Raw genomic sequence first — 17,046 nt, 5'->3', positions numbered from 1 at the left:
TCCTTGTAATGGGCGGGCTACGCACGCATGCGGGTGATGCGGATGACCCCGGTCAGGGCGCGCAGTTTCTTGATCACACGGGCCAGGTGCACGCGGTCGTGCACGCTGACCACCAGTTGGACCACGCTGATGCGACCATCGCGTTCGTCCATGCTGATTTTCTCGATATTGCCGTCGGCAGCGTTGACGCTGCTGGCCAGTAGCGCGATCAGGCCGCGCTGATGCTCCAGCTCGACCCGCAGCTCGACGTTGAACTCGCCGGTGACATCCTTGGCCCAGGAGAGCTGGATGCATTTTTCCGGGTTGTGGCGGATTTCGCTGATATTGCGGCAGTTGTCCAGGTGCACCACCATCCCTTTGCCGGCCGACAGGTGGCCGACAATAGGGTCGCCAGGGATCGGCGTGCAGCATTTGGCGTAGCTCAGGACCAGGCCCTCGGTGCCACGGATCGCCAGCGGGCCTTCCGGGCTTGGCAGCTGTTCGCCTTCGCCCAGCAGGCGGCGAGCCACGACATAGGCCATGCGGTTGCCCAGGCCGATGTCTTCCAGCAGGTCTTCGATCAGTTCCAGGCGGTATTCCTGGAGGATGGCCTGGATCCGTTCTGCCGGGATTTTTTCCAGAGAGCTGTCGAAGCCGTTGAGCACCTTGTTCAGCAGGCGTTCGCCGAGGCTGATGGACTCGGAACGGCGCTGCAGCTTGAGGGCGTGACGAATGTGGGTGCGGGCCTTGCCGGTGACCACGAAGTTGAGCCAGGCCGGGTTCGGGCGTGCGCCCGGGGCGCTGACGATTTCCACCGTGGAACCGCTTTGCAGGGGTTCGGACAGTGGCGCCAGGCGCCGGTTGATCCGGCAGGCGATGCAGCTGTTGCCGACATCGGTGTGCACCGCGTAGGCGAAGTCCACCGCCGTGGAGCCTTTGGGCAGCTCCATGATCCGGCCTTTGGGCGTGAACACGTAGACCTCGTCCGGGAACAGGTCGATCTTCACACTCTCGATGAATTCCAGGGAGTTGCCGGCGCGTTGCTGCATTTCCAGCACGCCCTTGACCCACTGGCGGGCGCGGGCGTGGGTGCCTTTGGGCTGTTCGTCGCCACTGGATTTGTACAGCCAGTGGGCGGCGATGCCGTTATTGGCCATTTCTTCCATTTCCCGGGTGCGGATCTGGATCTCGATCGGTACCCCGTGCATGCCGAACAGCGTGGTGTGCAGCGACTGGTAGCCGTTGGCCTTGGGAATGGCGATGTAGTCCTTGAAGCGTCCCGGCAGCGGTTTGTACAGATTATGTACAGCACCGAGCACGCGGTAGCAGGTGTCTACCTTGTCGACGATGATGCGGAACGCATAGACGTCCATGATCTCGTTGAAGGCCCGGCGTTTGCCGCGCATCTTCTTGTAGATGCCATACAGGTGTTTCTGGCGACCGCTGACCTCGCCCTGGATGCCATCGATGGCCAGGCAGTGGCTCAGGGATTCTTCGATCTTGTTGACGATTTCCTTGCGGTTGCCCCGGGCGCGCTTGACCGCCTGGTAGATCCGCGCGGAACGCATCGGGTGCATCGCCTTGAAGCCCAGGTCTTCGAATTCGATACGGACGCTGTGCATGCCCAGGCGGTTGGCGATGGGAGCGTAGATCTCCAGGGTTTCCTTGGCGATCCTGCGGCGCTTCTCGCCGGATAGCACTTCCAGGGTGCGCATGTTGTGCAGGCGGTCCGCCAGTTTGACCAGGATCACGCGGATATCGCGGGCCATGGCCATGGCCATCTTCTGGAAGTTTTCCGCTTGGGCTTCGGCCTTGGTCTCGAAGTTCATCTGGGTCAGTTTGCTGACCCCGTCCACGAGTTCGGCCACGGTTTCACCAAACTGCGCTTGCAGCGCTTCCTTGGCGATACCGGTGTCTTCGATCACGTCATGCAGCATCGCGGCCATCAGGCTCTGATGGTCCATGTGCATGTCGGCAAGAATGTTCGCTACCGCGAGGGGGTGCGTGACGTACGCCTCGCCGCTGCGACGGCGTTGACCGTCATGGGCTTGTTCGGCGTAGAAATACGCTCGGCGGACCAGATTGACCTGGTCCGTGCCGAGATAGGTCGATAAGCGATCGGCGAGGGCGTCTATGCTCGGCATGATATCTCCTGCCGTAAGCTGTGATCCCGCGCCGTGCTACGTCGACCAGGCATGGACTCAGACGGTCTCGTTGGACTCGTCCTCGAAAGCAGCAAAAAGCGGTTCATCTTCAACGATTTCGGCTTCGGCGATAGCTGCGTAGTCGATCAGGCCTTCAGCGATTTCGCGCAGGGCGACAACGGTAGGCTTGTCGTTTTCCCATGCTACTTTCGGCTCTTTGCCGCCGGTGGCCAGTTGACGGGCACGCTTGGTAGAGAGCATGACCAGCTCAAAGCGGTTATCCACGTGTTCTAGACAGTCTTCAACGGTTACGCGGGCCATGGTCTTCCTCGTAGCAAATGCAATATGCGCGCTGCCCGGATGGGCGAGCGGACTCAACAGTTTAAAAAATCACCAGCGTTTAGGGAAGCGCTGATTTTTTGACCAAGCTCTTCAACGCGCTGCAAGTGCCAATGTAAAGCGCTTGCAGCGGTTTTGGGAAGTGCTGTTTTAACCCAGCAGTTCGGCCAGCAATTTGCCGAAGCGCTGTTGCTGGCGTTTCTGTTGCAGCTGGTTGGAGCGGAAAATCGCTTTCAGGTCGTCCAGCGCGTGGGCGAAATCATCGTTGATGATCAGGTAGTCGTAGTCGACGTAGTGGCTCATTTCGCTGACGGCTTCACGCATCCGTCCTTCGATGACCTCGTCGCTGTCCTGGCCGCGGTTGGTCAGGCGCTGGTGCAAGGCCTGCAATGACGGCGGCAGGATGAAGATCGAGCGCGCCTGGGGCATCAGCTTGCGCACCTGCTCGGCGCCCTGCCAGTCGATTTCCAGGATCAGGTCGTGGCCCTGATCCAGGGTCTGCTGCAGGTGGCTTTGCGAGGTGCCATAGAGGTTGCCAAACACTTCCGCGCGCTCGAGAAAGTCGCCGTGCTCGATCATCTTCACGAACTCGCTGCGTTCGACGAAGTGGTAGTTCACGCCATTCACTTCGCCCGGGCGCATGGCGCGGGTGGTGTGGGAGACCGACACGCGGATCTCCGGGTTGGCGTCGGTCAGGGCCTTGACCAGGCTGCTCTTGCCTGCGCCCGAGGGGGCGGAAATGATGTAGAGGGTGCCGGTGCTGTGGGTCATGTCAGTTGCCTTACTCAATGTTCTGCACTTGTTCGCGCATCTGCTCGATCAACACCTTGAGGTTGACCGCAGCCTGGGTGCTGCGCGGGTCGAAGGCCTTGGAGCCCAGGGTATTGGCTTCACGGTTGAGTTCCTGCATCAGAAAGTCCAGGCGCCGGCCGGCAGCGCCGCCGGACTTGAGTACGCGGCGGACTTCAATGATGTGGGTGCTCAAGCGGTCGAGTTCTTCGGCGACGTCGCTTTTCTGTGCCAGCAGGACCATCTCCTGTTCGAGGCGGGTCGGATCCAGCTCGGCTTGCATGTCGGCGAAGCGGTCGAGGACTTTCTGGCGTTGGGCTGCGAGCATCTGCGGGACCAGCTCGCGCAAGGTCACTACGTCTTCCTCTATGGAGGACAGGCGTTCGTTGATCAGGCGCGCCAGTTCGGCGCCTTCGCGCTCGCGGCCATTCTTCAGCTCCTTCAGGCCCTGGTTGAACAGGGCCAGGGCATCGCTGTTCAAGGCTTGCGGGTCGCTGGCGTCGGCCACCAGCACCCCTGGCCAGGCCAAAACTTCCAGTGGGTTGAGCGGCGCAGGCTGCTGGATCAGGCTGGCCACGGTCTCGGCGGCAGCGACCAGTTGCGCAGCACGCTCACGATCGACCTGCAGGGACTTGCCGGCGGTTTCTTCAGTGAAGCGCAGGGTGCACTCGACCTTGCCCCGTGAAAGGCCCTGGCGCAAGGCTTCGCGAACGGCGCCTTCAAGATCGCGAAAGGCTTCCGGCAAGCGCAGGTGCGGCTCCAGGTAGCGGCTGTTGACCGAGCGCAGCTCCCAGCTCAGGGTGCCCTGGGTACCGGCCCGTTCGACCCGGGCGAAGGCGGTCATGCTATGCACCATGGAGGTACCTCCGATTCAGTGCCGGCGCCAACCACGTGCGGGTTGAACGGGCCTGATAGTGATGAATTAAAGCCGACAGGCGGCGAAGGCGCAGGATTGTAGCGCAGTGCGGTGGGCGGCCCCAAACCTTGGTGCCGGCAATGGACGGCAGGTCGTCGCAACAGGACCGATCTGAGGTACAAATGTGCTTTCGGCCTTTTTGGGCGTGCCCTGGTGCAGTTGCGGGCTTTATAATGCTCGGCAGTTTTCCGTCCTCGTACAGGTGTTCCCCTATGAAACGTCCAAGTGGTCGCGCTGCCGATCAGCTCCGCTCGATCCGCATCACCCGCAACTACACCAAACACGCAGAGGGATCTGTACTGGTCGAGTTCGGTGATACCAAAGTGATCTGCACCGTCAGCGTCGAGAACGGCGTGCCGCGTTTCCTTAAGGGCCAGGGCCAGGGTTGGCTGACCGCCGAGTACGGCATGCTGCCGCGCGCTACCGGTGAGCGCAATCAGCGTGAGGCCAGCCGTGGCAAGCAGGGCGGTCGTACCCTGGAGATTCAGCGCCTGATCGGTCGCTCCCTGCGTGCAGCCCTGGACATGTCCAAGTTGGGCGACGTCACCCTGTATGTCGATTGCGATGTGATCCAGGCCGACGGCGGCACCCGTACCGCCTCGATCACCGGTGCCATGGTTGCCCTGGTCGATGCCTTGAAAGTGATCAAGAAGCGTGGCGGCCTGAAGGGTGGCGATCCGCTCAAGCAGATGATCGCGGCGGTGTCCGTGGGCATGTACCAGGGCGAGCCGGTGCTTGACCTGGATTACCTGGAGGATTCGGCAGCCGAAACCGATCTCAACGTAGTGATGACCAGCACCGGTGGTTTCATCGAAGTGCAGGGCACCGCCGAGGGCGCACCGTTCCAGCCTGCGGAATTGAACGCGATGCTGGCGCTGGCACAGAAAGGCATGACCGAGATCTTCCAACTGCAACAGGCTGCACTCGCCGATTGATGAGTGCCGGTCCCCAGCAAGGAGAGCGCCATGAGCGATGAACAACTGCCGCTGCCTACCCCGAGCCATGAGGTTCGGCAGTGGGCGATGTTTTGCCATTTATCGGCCTTGCTGGGGATCTGGGTGCCGTTCGGCACCTTGATCGGGCCGTTGATTCTCTGGCAGCTCAAGCGTGAAACCGACCCCTTCATCGATGCCCAAGGCAAGGAAGCACTGAATTTCCAGCTGACGGTGGCGATCGCCTCGGCGGTGTGCTTCCTGCTGATGTTCGTGTTCATCGGCTTCATTCTATTTGGCCTGCTTGCCATCGGCGCCCTGGTGCTGACCATCATCGGCGGCGTCAAGGCGGGAGAAGGTGTGGCTTATCGCTATCCCTTCACCTGGCGCCTGATCAAATAGAACGGGCACGCACAAAAAAGCCGACATCACTGTCGGCTTTTTTGTGGCGATGAAAAGACGCTTAGATAGTCAGCGTCCAGTCATAGTCCACGATCAGCGGTGCGTGCTGCGAAAAGCGCGGCTGGCGCGGCAGGCGTGCACTGCGAACGAAGCGGCGCAGTCCGGGAGTCAGCAACTGGTAGTCGAAACGCCAGCCCAGGTTGAGCATCTCGGCCTGCTCGTTATCCGGCCACCAGCTGTACTGGTCACCTTCGCGGCTGACTTCGCGCAAGGCATCGACATAGCCCATGTTGCCAACGATCTCGTCCATCCAGGCGCGTTCAGGCGCCAGGAAGCCCGGAGATTGCTGGCTGTCGCGCCAGTTCTTGATATCCAGCTTCTGTTGCGCCACATACAGCGAGCCACAATAAATGTACTCGCGGCGTTTGCGCCGCTGTTTATCCAGATAGCGGGCGAAGTCATCCATCAACTTGAACTTCTGGTTCAAGTCTTCATCGCCGTTCTGCCCTGATGGAAGCAGCAAGGTTGCGATGCTGACCTTGTCGAAATCGGCTTGCAGGTAGCGCCCGTAACGATCGGCTGTCTCGAAGCCGAGGCCGCTGATGACCGCCTTCGGCTGCAACCGCGAATACAAAGCCACACCGCCTTGGGCAGGGACTTCAGCATCGCAGGCATAAAGGAAGTAGCCATCCAGTTGGAAGGCTGGGTCGTCCAGTTCAAAGGCAGAGGCGCGGGTGTCCTGCAGGCAGATGACGTCGGCATTCTGTGCTTGCAGCCAACTGAGCAAACCACGCTCGACTGCCGCCTGAATACCATTGACGTTCACACTGATGATCCGCATAAATGGCCCCAAAAATCACGTGCGTGTATGATACCCGAGCTCTACCTAATTAGCTAAATCCGTGGTATCTGGGGTTTTTTCATGCAGGCGTATCAGCGCGATTTCATTCGTTTTGCCATCGATCGCGGGGTTTTGCGCTTCGGTGAGTTCACCCTGAAGTCCGGGCGCACCAGCCCTTACTTCTTCAATGCCGGCCTGTTCAACAGCGGTTCGGCCCTGGCGCAACTGGGGCGTTTCTACGCTGCGGCGATCGTTGAAAGTGGCATTCCCTTCGATGTGCTGTTTGGCCCGGCCTACAAGGGTATTCCCTTGGCGGCGACCACCGCGGTGGCCCTGGCCGAGCATCATCAGCGCGACTTGCCCTGGTGCTTCAACCGTAAGGAAGCCAAGGCCCACGGCGAAGGTGGCAGCCTGGTGGGCGCTCCGCTGACCGGTGATGTACTGATCATCGATGACGTGATCACTGCCGGCACCGCCATTCGCGAGGTGATGCAGATCATCGCCTCCCAGGACGGCGCCAAGGCCGCCGGGGTGTTGATTGCCCTGAATCGCCAGGAGCGTGGCAATGGTGAGCTGTCGGCGATCCAGGAAGTCGAGCGTGACTTCGGCATTCCGGTGGTGAGCATCGTGTCCCTGACCCAGGTCCTCGAGTTCCTGGCAGACGATCCGGCGCTCAAGCAGCATCTGCCGGCGGTGGAAGCCTACCGCGCGCAATACGGAATCTGACCTGTAGGAGCCGGCTTGCCGGCGAAGAGGCCTTTGGGCCTTGAGCTGCTCGCAAGAGTGCCTTCGCCGGCAAGCCGGCTCCCACAAAGATTGCGTCGATAAAAAAGCCCCCGCCCGGGATCCCGGACGAGGGCTTTTTTGTGCCTGGTGCTTAAGGACGCTTGCGGTTGCTGATCAGGGTGCCGACACCGGTATCGGTGAAGATCTCCAGCAGGATCGCGTTGGGCACGCGACCGTCGATGATCAGCGAGCTGCCAACCCCGCCCTGCACCGCTTCGAGTGCGCAGCGGATCTTGGGCAGCATGCCGCCGTAGATGGTGCCATCGGCAATCAGCTCGTCCACCTGCTGGGTGCTCAGGCCGGTCAAGACCTTGCCCGACTTGTCCATCAGGCCGGCGATGTTGGTCAGCAGCATGAGCTTCTCGGCTTTCAGCGCCTCGGCCACCTTGCCGGCCACCAGGTCAGCGTTGATGTTGTAGGACTCGCCGTTGGCGCCGACGCCGATGGGTGCGATCACTGGAATGAAATCACCCTTGACCAGCAGGTTGAGCAGGTCGGTGTTGATCCCGACCACTTCGCCCACATGGCCGATGTCGATGATTTCCGGGGTGGTCATCTCCGGTGTCTGGCGAGTCACGGTAAGTTTCTTCGCCCGGATCAGTTCGGCATCCTTGCCGGTCAGGCCAATGGCGCTGCCGCCATGGCGGTTGATCAGGTTGACGATGTCTTTGTTGACCTGGCCGCCAAGGACCATCTCCACCACGTCCATGGTCTGCGCGTCAGTGACGCGCATGCCATCGACGAAATGGCTCTCGATCGACAGGCGCTTGAGCAGATCGCCGATCTGCGGGCCGCCACCGTGCACCACCACCGGGTTGATCCCGACAGCCTTCATCAGCACGATGTCGCGGGCGAAGCCGGTCTTCAGCTCCTCGCTTTCCATAGCGTTGCCGCCGTACTTGATCACCAGGGTCTTGCCGACGTAGCGGCGAATATAAGGCAGCGCTTCGGATAGGACCTTGGCGGTATTGGCGGCGGCATCGCGTTCGAGGGTCATTCAGGGCTCCGGTGCTTCAAACAATCAAAACGGTAGTTGGAGATCAGGTGCAACACGTTTCAGCTGGGCGTGGAAAACGTCCTTAATTCGCTGCAGTTCGGCCTCGTCATCGGCCTCGAAGCGCAGCACCAGCACAGGGGTGGTATTGGAGGCGCGAACCAGGCCCCAGCCCTTGGCATAGTCGACTCGCACCCCGTCAATGGTGGTCAGGTCGGCGCCTTCGCCCCATTGCGCGTCATGCAAGGCATCAATGATGCTGAATTTGCTCTCTTCGGTCACATGGATATTGATTTCCGGCGTAGAAATATCGTCCGGGAAGGTGGCGAACAGCTCTTGCGCGGTGGATTTCTCCTTGCTGAGGATCTCCAGCAGGCGCGCAGCGCTGTAGATGCCGTCGTCGAAGCCGAACCAGCGCTCCTTGAAGAACACGTGCCCGCTCATTTCGCCGGCCAGCAGGGCGCCGGTCTGCTTCATCTTCTTCTTGATCAACGAATGACCGGTCTTCCACATTAGCGGGCGACCACCGTACTCCTTGATCAGCGGGATCAGGCGTCGAGTGCATTTGACGTCGAAGATGATCTCCGCATCCGGATTGCGTGCCACCACATCCTTGGCAAACAGCATCAGCAGGCGATCGGGGAAGACGATGCTGCCGGTATTGGTCACTACGCCGACGCGGTCGCCATCACCGTCGAAGGCCAGGCCCAGGTCGGCGCCGGTTTCCTTGACCTTGGCGATCAGGTCCTCGAGGTTCTCGGGCTTGCCCGGGTCCGGGTGGTGGTTGGGGAAGTTGCCGTCGACATCGCAGAACAGTGGGATGACTTCGCAGTTCAGGGCTTCGATCAGTTGTGGGGCGATGACCCCGGCGGCGCCGTTGCCACAGTCCACCACGACCTTCAGGCGCCGGGCCAGTTTGATGTCGCGGGTGATCTCGTCGGCATAGCGCGGCAGGATGTCGACCTGGGTGATGCTGCCCGGTGCGCTGGTCAGGTTGTTGCTCTTCAGGCGCTCGTGCAGGGCCTGGATCTGTTCGTTGGCCAGGGTGTCACCGGCAATGACGATCTTGAAGCCGTTGTAGTTCGACGGGTTGTGGCTGCCGGTGAGCATCACCCCGGACTTGCCGGCCAGGATATTGGCGGCGTAGTACAGCGCCGGGGTGGGCACCAGGCCGACATCGCTGACGTGGCAGCCGCTGTCATACAGGCCCTGAATCAGTTGTGCCACCAGCTCCGGGCCGGACAGGCGGCCATCGCGGCCTACGGAAACGTTCGGCTCGCCCTGGGCCAGGCTCTGGGCGCCAATGGCGCGGCCGATCCAGTAGGCGGTCTCTGCGGTCAGGGTTTCCGGTACAACGCCGCGGATGTCGTAGGCGCGAAAGATGCTGTCGGGGAATTTCGGGGCGACTTTAGCTGCGTTGCTCATCACTGAGGGTGCTCCATCTGAAGGGGGTGCAGTACGGCCGTGGAATGGTAGGCCGGCAGGCTCAAACTGAAGGGTATGACGGCGTTTTCAGCATAGAGTTCGTACTGCGAAAGTGCCATCTGAGGGGCGGTGACCTGACCGTGACCGCTCAAGAGCCCTGTTTGAAGGGGGCGTGGCAATGCTTGGGTGTCGGTGGTCATTCATCCTGAAATCCCTGTCGCCATTGATCGGGCCAGGCAGGGAGCCTGGCCCGGGGAAGTGCTATCAGTGACTGCCGGAGTGACCGAAACCGCCTGCGCCGCGCTGGCTTTCGTCGAATGCCTCGACCACTTCGAAATGCGCCTGGACTACCGGGACCAGTACCAGTTGGGCGATGCGCTCGCCCACGGCAATATTGAAGGCCGTCTGGCCACGGTTCCAGCAGGACACCATCAGTTCGCCCTGGTAGTCCGAGTCGATCAGGCCCACCAGGTTGCCCAGCACGATACCGTGCTTGTGGCCAAGGCCGGAGCGCGGCAGGATCAGCGCCGCCAGGCCCGGGTCGCCGATGTAGACCGACAGGCCGGTGGGAATCAGCAGGGTCTGGCCCGGTTCCAGGACAGTGTCTTCCTTGAGCATGGCCCGCAGGTCCAGGCCGGCGGAGCCCGGTGTGGCGTACTGCGGCAGGGGGAATTCATTGCCGATGCGTGGGTCGAGGATCTTGGCTTGTAAAGCGTGCATGCGAGTTAAACCTGGTTCAGCCGTTCGGCGATAAAAGAGATCAGTTGGCGGGCAATCTTGCCCTTGCTGGTCTGGGCGAAGAGAGTTGCGTGCAACTCCCGGTCAATCACGCTGCAGGCGTTTTCCTCGCTGTTGAAGCCAATGCTCGGGTTGGCCACGTCGTTGGCGACGATCAGGTCGAGGTTCTTGTCCTTCAATTTGCGTGCAGCGTAGTCGAGCAGGTGTTCGGTTTCGGCGGCGAAACCGACACTGAAAGGGCGATCCGGGCGGCCGGCGATGGTGGCCAGGATGTCCGGATTGCGCACCATCTGTAGTAGCAGGCCGTCGCCTTTCGTAGGGTCTTTCTTTAATTTCTGTGGGGCGACGACTTCTGGGCGGTAGTCCGCGACCGCGGCAGAGGCGATGAAAACGTCGCATGGGATGGCCGCTTCGCAAGCCGCAAGCATGTCGCGGGCGCTGACAACGTCGATCCGCGTGACTCTGTCGGGTGTTGGCAGGTGTACAGGACCTGTGATCAGGGTCACCCGGGCGCCGGCCTCGACGGCGGCCTCGGCCAGGGCGAAGCCCATTTTTCCTGAGCTATGGTTGGTGATGTAGCGCACCGGGTCGATGTTTTCCTGGGTTGGCCCGGCGGTAATCAGCAGGTGCTTGCCGGTCAGTGCCAGATGCTGGAAGCAATCGGCGGCGCATTGCACCAGGTCCGTGGCCTCCAGCATGCGGCCCAGGCCTACGTCGCCACAGGCCTGGCTGCCGGAGGCAGGGCCAAACACGCGCAGGCCGCGGCTTTGCAGCAGTTGGGTGTTGGCCTGGGTGGCCGGGTCGCGCCACATGGCCTGGTTCATCGCCGGGGCGATCGCCACGGTGGCGTCGGTCGCCAGGACCAGGGTGGTCAGCAGGTCGTCGGCAATGCCCTGGGCCAGGCGGGCGATCAGGTCGGCCGTGGCCGGGGCGATCAGTACCAGGTCGGCCCATTTGGCCAGCTCGATATGGCCCATGGCGGCTTCGGCCGCCGGGTCCAGCAGATCGAGGTGGACCGGGTGCCCGGAGAGCGCCTGCATCGTCAGCGGGGTAATGAACTCACTGCCGCCCCGGGTCATGACCACGCGCACTTCGGCGCCCTGGTCGAGGAGTCGGCGAACCAGTTCCGCGCTCTTGTAGGCGGCAATGCCGCCGCCGACGCCGAGCACGATGCGTTTCCGATACAGCCGCTGCATAGGCCTGTCTTTCCGTTCAGTGATTGCTGCGTGGCATGCCCCCTCCCCAGGTGAAATACCACGCAAAAAAGAGGGGGCTAAGATAGCACAGCGACCGCTGCCGAACAGCGGCGCCATGCACAGGGAGGTGTGATGAGCATTCGTGATTGGCCCGCGGCGGAGCGCCCGCGGGAGCGGCTTCTGGAGCAGGGTGCGATAAGCCTTTCCGACGCCGAACTGCTGGCTATTTTCCTGCGCACCGGAGTGGCCGGCAAAAGTGCGGTGGACCTGGCGCGGCACCTGTTGCAGCGCTTTGGCAGCCTGCGCAGGTTGCTGGAGGCCGATCAGTTGACCTTCACCCGGCAGTTGGGCTTGGGGCCGGCCAAATATGCCCTGTTACAGGCGGTGCTGGAAATGGCCCGCCGCCATCTGGCAGAGAGGCTGCATCGGCAGTCCGCGCTGGAGAGTCCGCTGGTGGTGCGCGATTACCTGAAGTCGATGCTTCGGCATGAGCCCCACGAAGTGTTCGGTTGCCTGTTCCTGGACACCAAGCACCGTGTGCTGGCTTTCGAGGTGCTGTTTCAAGGCTCCATCGACAGCACCACGGTGTATCTGCGGCAGGTCATCAAGCGCACCCTGGTGCATAACGCGGCCGCGGTCATCTTCTGTCATAACCATCCGTCGGGCATCTCCGAGCCCAGTCCGGCCGACCGGGTCGTGACCCGGCGCCTGCAGGAGGCGCTGGAGTCGATTGACGTGCGGGTGCTGGATCACTTCATCGTCGGCGACGGCGACCCGTTGTCGATGGCCGAGTACGGCTGGATCTGAATCGGCGGCAGGTCCAGGACCGACCTGGTCTTGAAACTTGCCGCCGAAGGCTTGCCGCGGACCTACCGGACACTGACCTTCGAGTAGTCCTGGCGCCCGAAGGGGCTCACCTGATAGCCCTCGACCTGCTTGCGGGTCAGGGCAAAGGCGGTGGGATGCGCCAGGGGCAACCACAGTGCCTGCTGCTGGATCTGGGTCTGCGCCTGCTGATAAAGCTTGCTGCGTACGCCCTGCTCGGTGGTGGTCTTGCCCGCGGTGATCAGTTTGTCGAGGTTCTGATCGCAATAACGGGCGAAGTTGGTGCCGGACTTGACCGCGGCGCAGGTGAACTGCGGCGAGAGGAAGTTATCCGGATCGCCGTTGTCACCGGCCCAGCCCATGAATAGCAGGTCGTGCTCGCCGGCCTTGGCCCGGCGGATCAGCTCGCCCCATTCGATTACCCGGATCTCGGCCTGGATTCCCACTTGCGCCAGGTCTGCCTGCAGCAGTTGGGCACCCAGGCTGGGGTTGGGGTTCAGTAGGCTGCCGGAAGGGCGGGTCCAGAGGGTGGTTTCGAAGCCATTTTTCAGGCCAGCCTTGGCCAGCAGTTGGCGAGCCTTTTCCGGGTCGTGCGTGTAGCCGGGCAAATCCTTGGCATAGCTCCAGGTGTTGGGCGGGTAGGGCCCGTTGGCGGCCTCGGCGGTGCCTTCGAACACGGCCTTGAGGTAATGAGTCTTGTCGAAGGCCAGGTTGATGGCCTGGCGCACTTCCGGTTTGTCCAGGGGTGGGTGCTGGCTGTTGATGGCAACGAAGGCGGTCATGAAGGCCGCGGTGCTTTCGATCTTCAGTGCAGGGTCACCGCTGGCGGCCTGAACATCCAGGGGCTTGGGCGAAAGAGCGATCTGGCATTCGTTGCGCCGCAGCTTCTGCAGGCGCACGTTGGCGTCCGGGGTGATGGCGAAGATCAGTGAGTCCACCGCCGGCTTGCCGGCAAAGTAATCGCGGTTGGCCTTGTAGCGGATCGAGGCATCTTTCTGGAAGCGACCGAAGATGAACGGACCGCTGCCGATCGGCTGGCTGTTGAGCTTCTCCGGGGTGCCGGCCTTGAGGAGCTGGTCGGCGTATTCGGCAGAGTAGATCGAAGCAAAGCCCATGCTCAGGGTGGCGAGGAAGGTCGAGTCGGCATGGTCCAGGGTGAAGCGCACGGTCAGTGGGTCCAGGGCATCGATCTTCTTGATCAGGCTGGGCAACTGCAGGGACTGGGCGTGGGGGAAACCGCTCTGGGCGATCTTGTGCCATGGGTGGACCGGGTCGAGCATGCGCTCGAAGCTGAACTTCACGTCCTCGGCGTTCAGCTCGCGGCTTGGAGTGAAGTAGTCGGTGCGGTGGAACTTGACCTTGGGATGGAGTTTGAACTCATAGGTCAGGCCATCGCTGGACACTTCCCAGCTGTCGGCCAGGCTGGGGACCACCTTGCCGCTGGCGGCATCGAACTCCACCAGGCGGTTCATCAATACGTCGGCGGAAGCGTTGGTGGTGGTCAGCGAGTTGTACTGCACCACGTCGAAGCCCTCCGGGCTGGCTTCGGTGCAGACGCTCAGCGCGGCAGCCTGAGCCAGTGGGCTCAGAAAAGGGGCGAGCAGGAGCGGGAGGGCGGCGAGACGCATGGTCGGGTTCCTTGTGCAGATCGAAAGCCCATCTGCGAGTGCAGTCTGGAAATGCCTTACCCTAGTGGCCTTGCTGGAAAATGACTATCCCCTTTTGCATCCTGTGCCGGAACCTGGCGTGTGGCTCGCGATCCGCTTGTGGCGCTGTGGGTGAGGGCGGGTCATCTGGGGCCGCATTTTCTGCAGATTGATCCCGTTGGAACGGCGTCCACGGCCCGGGGGCGGGGTTGTTACCTGCAGGGGAGGGACGCTTGGCAGAGGCTGGAATATATTCTGCGACGAGCGGTAGATTTCCACGGTAGCCTTTGCCGCAGGCGTTCGGCGCAAGAAAATCAGGACTTTTCGTCATTCAGACCACAGCGGTTGTTGTTGCTATTGGGTCTTTCTGGTATAAAGCAGCGCTCTTTTCTAGGGGCCCGGTTCCTTCGCTTGTAGGTGTAGCCGGTAAGACCCTTAAAGAAACGCGGCGCCTGGCGCCAAATGACTGAGAGATTAAGCGGCCAACCCATGCCGGGTTGGGCATGTGGTTTTAGAGGGCTGAGGCATGTCTAGAGTCTGTCAAGTTACCGGTAAGGGTCCGGTGACTGGGAATAACATTTCCCACGCAAACAACAAAACCCGTCGTCGTTTCCTGCCGAACCTGCAGCATCACCGCTTCTGGGTTGAGTCCGAGAAACGTTTTGTGCGTCTGCGCGTATCTGCCAAAGGCATGCGTATCATCGACAAGCGCGGCATTGATGTCGTGCTGGCCGAAATCCGTCGCGATGGCGGCAAGGTTTAAGGGAGCTAATCATGCGTGAATTGATTCGTTTGATCTCGAGCGCCGGTACTGGTCACTTCTACACTACCGACAAGAACAAGCGTACTACTCCGGACAAAATCGAGATCAAGAAATATGATCCGGTTGTTCGCAAGCACGTGATCTACAAGGAAGGCAAAATCAAGTAATTGATTTTTCTTCTGACAAAAAAACCCGCCTTCAAGCGGGTTTTTTTGTGCCTGTCATTCAGGCTTTCTGTTCGAAGGCCACGTAGACCTTGCGGCAGGGCTCCAGCACTTCCCAGGTGCCCTTGAAGCCGGCCGGGATCACGAAGCGGTCGCCGACCCGCAAGGTCTTGGCATTGCCTTCATGGTCGCGCAGTACCGACACGCCCTGCAGAATCTCGCAATATTCGTGCTCGGTGAAGTTCACCGTCCACTGGCCGACGGCGCCTTCCCAGATCCCGGCGTTCAGTTGTGCGCATGGGCTGGCGTAGTGGTTGAACACCGCTTGTTCAGGGTCGCCCTTGAGTACTTTCTCGGGCGCGGGACGGTAGCGTTCGCCCTCGGTATTGGCCTGGCTGAAGTCGACGACGTTGTGGATGCTCATTCTTGTATTCCCCCGTGATTGCGGCGCGAGTGGCTATGAAGGGCAAAGTCTATGTTTATTAAAATGCACATAGCAATGGCGTTTGCCGCGACTTTGTCAAATATATTGAAAGTACAGGTGTCGCTGGTTTAGGGTGGCGGGTGCCTTTGGCCGAAAGCAGGCTGGCCGGGCAGAATTCTTCAGGAGTGCCGGCAACGTTCGCATGGCGCTTGTATACAAATAAGAGGAGGACACTCGTATGACCACCCTGACCCGTGCCGACTGGGAACAACGTGCCCGCGACCTGAAAATCGAAGGCCGCGCCTACATCAATGGCGAATACACCGCATCCGTCTCCAATGACACCTTCGAGTGCATCAGCCCGGTAGACGGCCGCCTGCTGGCAACCATTGCCAGCTGTGACGCCGCCGATGCCCAACGTGCCGTGGATAATGCCCGCGCCACCTTCGACTCCGGCGTCTGGTCGCGCCTGGCGCCGGCCAAGCGCAAGTCCACCATGATTCGTTTTGCCGGCCTGCTGAAAAAGCACGCCGAAGAGCTCGCGCTCCTGGAAACCCTGGACATGGGCAAGCCGATCAGCGATTCCCTGGACGTCGACGTCCCCGGTGCAGCGCAGGCCCTGAGCTGGAGCGGCGAGGCCATCGACAAGATCTACGACGAAGTGGCCGCCACCCCCCATGACCAATTGGGCCTGGTGACCCGGGAGCCGGTGGGCGTGGTCGCGGCCATCGTGCCCTGGAACTTCCCACTGATGATGGCCTGCTGGAAACTCGGTCCGGCGCTGTCCACTGGCAACTCGGTGATCCTCAAGCCATCGGAAAAATCTCCGCTGACCGCCATCCGCATCGCTGCCCTGGCGGTGGAGGCCGGTATCCCTGCGGGCGTGCTCAACGTACTGCCGGGTTATGGCCACACTGTCGGCAAGGCCCTGGCCCTGCACATGGACGTGGACACCCTGGTGTTCACCGGCTCGACCAAGATCGCCAAGCAACTGCTGGTGTATTCCGGTGAGTCCAACATGAAGCGCGTCTGGCTGGAGGCGGGCGGCAAGAGCCCGAACATCGTCTTCGCCGACGCCCCGGACCTGCAGGCTGCGGCCGAATCCGCCGCCGGTGCCATCGCATTCAACCAGGGTGAAGTCTGCACCGCCGGTTCGCGCTTGCTGGTGGAGCGTTCGATCAAGGACAAATTCCTGCCCATGGTGATCGAGGCCTTGAAAGGCTGGAAGCCGGGCAACCCGCTGGACCCGGCCACCAACGTCGGTGCCCTGGTGGATACCCAGCAGATGAACACTGTGCTGTCCTACATCGAAGCCGGGCACGCCGATGGCGCCAAGCTGGTGGCAGGTGGCAAGCGTACCCTGCAGGAAACCGGCGGTACCTACGTCGAGCCGACGATTTTCGACGGCGTCAGCAATGCGATGAAAATTGCTCAGGAAGAGATTTTCGGCCCGGTGTTGTCGGTGATCGCCTTCGACAGCGTGGAAGAGGCGATTCAGATTGCCAACGACACCCCGTACGGCCTGGCAGCTGCCGTCTGGACCGCGAACATTTCCAAGGCCCACCAGACCGCCAAGGCCCTGCGTGCCGGCAGCGTCTGGATCAACCAGTACGATGGCGGCGACATGACGGCGCCGTTCGGCGGCTTCAAGCAGTCGGGCAATGGCCGCGACAAGTCGCTGCACGCGTTCGACAAGTACACCGAGTTGAAAGCGACCTGGATCAAGCTCTGAGTCTTCAGGCC

General features: G+C 61.4%; 17 protein-coding genes and 1 pseudogene. 7 read left to right on the top strand and 11 right to left on the bottom strand.

The window, feature by feature from the left end; translation table 11 throughout:
• Nucleotides 1–17: 17 nt before the first annotated feature.
• The 4 genes from spoT to ACZ5BO_RS00150 form a co-directional block, all read right to left on the bottom strand.
• Nucleotides 18–2,123, bottom strand: coding sequence for a bifunctional GTP diphosphokinase/guanosine-3',5'-bis pyrophosphate 3'-pyrophosphohydrolase (spoT, locus tag ACZ5BO_RS00165; RefSeq protein WP_025130816.1), 2,106 nt, complete (start codon nt 2,121–2,123; stop codon nt 18–20).
• Nucleotides 2,124–2,180: 57 nt separating this feature from the next.
• Complete coding sequence (gene rpoZ, locus ACZ5BO_RS00160) at nt 2,181–2,444, bottom strand: DNA-directed RNA polymerase subunit omega (RefSeq protein WP_025130817.1); 264 nt, start codon at nt 2,442–2,444, stop codon at nt 2,181–2,183.
• A 168-nt stretch (nt 2,445–2,612) separates the two neighbouring features.
• Complete coding sequence (gene gmk, locus ACZ5BO_RS00155; RefSeq protein WP_025130818.1) at nt 2,613–3,233, bottom strand: guanylate kinase; 621 nt, start codon at nt 3,231–3,233, stop codon at nt 2,613–2,615.
• Between the two features lie 10 nt (nt 3,234–3,243).
• The gene (locus ACZ5BO_RS00150) at nt 3,244–4,107 is read right to left on the bottom strand and encodes a YicC/YloC family endoribonuclease (protein ID WP_464697607.1); all 864 of its coding nucleotides are present in this window, start codon (nt 4,105–4,107) and stop codon (nt 3,244–3,246) included.
• A 272-nt stretch (nt 4,108–4,379) separates the two neighbouring features.
• Here ACZ5BO_RS00150 and rph point away from each other — a divergent pair, with 272 nt between their 5' ends.
• Together rph and ACZ5BO_RS00140 are read left to right on the top strand one after the other, a co-directional pair.
• Nucleotides 4,380–5,102, top strand: a complete 723-nt coding sequence (gene rph, locus ACZ5BO_RS00145; protein ID WP_025130820.1) for a ribonuclease PH — start codon at nt 4,380–4,382, stop codon at nt 5,100–5,102.
• A gap of 30 nt (nt 5,103–5,132) precedes the next feature.
• Nucleotides 5,133–5,501 (top strand): DUF4870 domain-containing protein, encoded by a 369-nt coding sequence (locus ACZ5BO_RS00140; RefSeq protein WP_025130821.1) that lies wholly within the window; start codon nt 5,133–5,135, stop codon nt 5,499–5,501.
• A 61-nt stretch (nt 5,502–5,562) separates the two neighbouring features.
• On the opposite strand, the gene ACZ5BO_RS00135 is transcribed toward ACZ5BO_RS00140, so the two are convergent.
• Complete coding sequence (locus tag ACZ5BO_RS00135) at nt 5,563–6,342, bottom strand: exodeoxyribonuclease III (RefSeq protein ID WP_003176915.1); 780 nt, start codon at nt 6,340–6,342, stop codon at nt 5,563–5,565.
• An 81-nt stretch (nt 6,343–6,423) separates the two neighbouring features.
• On the opposite strand from ACZ5BO_RS00135, the gene pyrE reads away from it, so the two are divergent.
• Nucleotides 6,424–7,068 carry an orotate phosphoribosyltransferase gene (pyrE, locus tag ACZ5BO_RS00130; RefSeq protein WP_025130822.1) on the top strand — a complete coding sequence of 215 codons (645 nt, stop codon included), beginning with the start codon at nt 6,424–6,426 and terminating at the stop codon, nt 7,066–7,068.
• A gap of 151 nt (nt 7,069–7,219) precedes the next feature.
• Here pyrE and argB read toward each other — a convergent pair whose 3' ends face one another.
• The 4 genes and pseudogenes from argB to coaBC form a co-directional block, all read right to left on the bottom strand.
• On the bottom strand, nt 7,220–8,125 hold the full coding sequence (argB, locus tag ACZ5BO_RS00125; RefSeq protein WP_025130823.1) for an acetylglutamate kinase: 906 nt from the start codon (nt 8,123–8,125) through the stop codon (nt 7,220–7,222).
• A 24-nt stretch (nt 8,126–8,149) separates the two neighbouring features.
• Nucleotides 8,150–9,550 (bottom strand): annotated as a pseudogene (locus ACZ5BO_RS00120) (phosphomannomutase/phosphoglucomutase); the annotation flags it as partial.
• A gap of 261 nt (nt 9,551–9,811) precedes the next feature.
• Complete coding sequence (gene dut / locus ACZ5BO_RS00115) at nt 9,812–10,267, bottom strand: dUTP diphosphatase (protein ID WP_025130826.1); 456 nt, start codon at nt 10,265–10,267, stop codon at nt 9,812–9,814.
• Nucleotides 10,268–10,272: 5 nt separating this feature from the next.
• A complete protein-coding gene (gene coaBC / locus ACZ5BO_RS00110; protein WP_025130827.1) occupies nt 10,273–11,481 on the bottom strand; it encodes a bifunctional phosphopantothenoylcysteine decarboxylase/phosphopantothenate--cysteine ligase CoaBC in 1,209 nt (402 codons plus the stop codon).
• Nucleotides 11,482–11,613: 132 nt separating this feature from the next.
• Between coaBC and radC the strand changes: the two genes are divergently transcribed.
• Complete coding sequence (gene radC / locus ACZ5BO_RS00105; protein ID WP_464697606.1) at nt 11,614–12,288, top strand: RadC family protein; 675 nt, start codon at nt 11,614–11,616, stop codon at nt 12,286–12,288.
• 62 nt (nt 12,289–12,350) lie between these two features.
• Here radC and ACZ5BO_RS00100 read toward each other — a convergent pair whose 3' ends face one another.
• Nucleotides 12,351–13,934, bottom strand: a complete 1,584-nt coding sequence (locus tag ACZ5BO_RS00100) for an ABC transporter substrate-binding protein (protein ID WP_464697605.1) — start codon at nt 13,932–13,934, stop codon at nt 12,351–12,353.
• A 544-nt stretch (nt 13,935–14,478) separates the two neighbouring features.
• Between ACZ5BO_RS00100 and rpmB the strand changes: the two genes are divergently transcribed.
• Together rpmB and rpmG are read left to right on the top strand one after the other, a co-directional pair.
• On the top strand, nt 14,479–14,715 hold the full coding sequence (gene rpmB / locus ACZ5BO_RS00095; protein ID WP_011064219.1) for a 50S ribosomal protein L28: 237 nt from the start codon (nt 14,479–14,481) through the stop codon (nt 14,713–14,715).
• Nucleotides 14,716–14,726: 11 nt separating this feature from the next.
• Nucleotides 14,727–14,882 carry a 50S ribosomal protein L33 gene (rpmG, locus tag ACZ5BO_RS00090; RefSeq protein WP_003177274.1) on the top strand — a complete coding sequence of 52 codons (156 nt, stop codon included), beginning with the start codon at nt 14,727–14,729 and terminating at the stop codon, nt 14,880–14,882.
• 58 nt (nt 14,883–14,940) lie between these two features.
• Here the strand turns inward: rpmG and ACZ5BO_RS00085 are convergent, their stop codons facing one another.
• Nucleotides 14,941–15,303 (bottom strand): cupin domain-containing protein, encoded by a 363-nt coding sequence (locus ACZ5BO_RS00085; RefSeq protein ID WP_025130830.1) that lies wholly within the window; start codon nt 15,301–15,303, stop codon nt 14,941–14,943.
• A 238-nt stretch (nt 15,304–15,541) separates the two neighbouring features.
• Between ACZ5BO_RS00085 and ACZ5BO_RS00080 the strand changes: the two genes are divergently transcribed.
• Nucleotides 15,542–17,035 (top strand): aldehyde dehydrogenase, encoded by a 1,494-nt coding sequence (locus ACZ5BO_RS00080; protein ID WP_025130831.1) that lies wholly within the window; start codon nt 15,542–15,544, stop codon nt 17,033–17,035.
• Nucleotides 17,036–17,046: the final 11 nt, after the last annotated feature.

The organism is Pseudomonas sp. FFPRI_1 (assembly GCF_055384485.1).
Note: the sequence above shows the minus strand (reverse complement) of the source record. Positions and strands in the feature narration are given on the sequence as shown.